Source organism: Metalysinibacillus jejuensis (genome assembly GCF_003057615.1).
Classification (GTDB): Bacteria; Bacillota; Bacilli; order Bacillales_A; family Planococcaceae; genus Metalysinibacillus; species Metalysinibacillus jejuensis.
On record NZ_QAFW01000144.1, the window covers coordinates 1 to 771 of the forward strand.

Here is a 771-nt window from a genome sequence, read left to right on the forward strand (position 1 = left end):
ATCGAACCTGATTTTGAAAACGTAAGCATCGATTCAACAAGCGTTCGCGCTCACCAACATAGTGCGGGGGCAAAAAAAACGCCATCGATACCGAAGTTGCCCAACACATCGGTGTAAGTCGTGGCGGAAAAACAACGAAAATCCATGCCATTGTGGATGCGTTAGGCAACCCATTGTTATTTCAACTAACAGCTGGAAACGTGCATGATAGTCAACCTGCTTGTGACATGTTCGACCAACTTCCAATCGCGGGCAGTAACGTATTAGGTGATAAAGCGTACGGTACAAAGGCGATTCGCGACAAACTGACAAGTAAAGGCGCACATTATACGATTCCACCACGTACGAACGCCAAAGAACCGTGGTCTGTCGATTGGTATCTCTACAAAGAGCGTCACGTAGTCGAATGCTTTTTCAATAAAATCAAACACTTTCGCCGAGTGGCAACCCGTTACGACAAATTAGCCACTTCTTTTTTGGCATTCGTTTATATCGCTGCGATTTTCAAATTGACGCAATAAGGTAGAGTTTTTAGACACGTCCTAGTATACTTGCGAATCCAACGAGATAAAACGGAACGACTACTAATTTCATATTTTAAAACTATTGCTCCTTTTGAAAGTCCATGATTTAGATAGTCTAGCACGGCTGCCTCCATCAATTCTTTTGAATAAGCTTTCCAATAACTAGATTCTTTTAATCCTTCTAAACCAGATGTTTCATACTTCCTTTGCCACTGATAAAGCGTATCCGTAGATATTTGATAGATTT

At 41.6% G+C, this 771-nt stretch carries 2 protein-coding genes; one reads left to right on the plus strand and one right to left on the minus strand.

Annotation, left to right across the window (positions count from 1 at the left end; translation table 11 throughout):
- Positions 1-149: 149 nt before the first annotated feature.
- Positions 150-521, plus strand: a complete 372-nt coding sequence (locus DDE80_RS14500) for an IS5 family transposase (RefSeq protein ID WP_029500264.1) — start codon at positions 150-152, stop codon at positions 519-521.
- Here DDE80_RS14500 and DDE80_RS14505 read toward each other — a convergent pair.
- A partial coding sequence (locus tag DDE80_RS14505) for a helix-turn-helix domain-containing protein (RefSeq protein ID WP_161952362.1) occupies positions 488-771 on the minus strand: 284 nt, incomplete at its 5' end. The genes DDE80_RS14500 and DDE80_RS14505 overlap by 34 nt on opposite strands.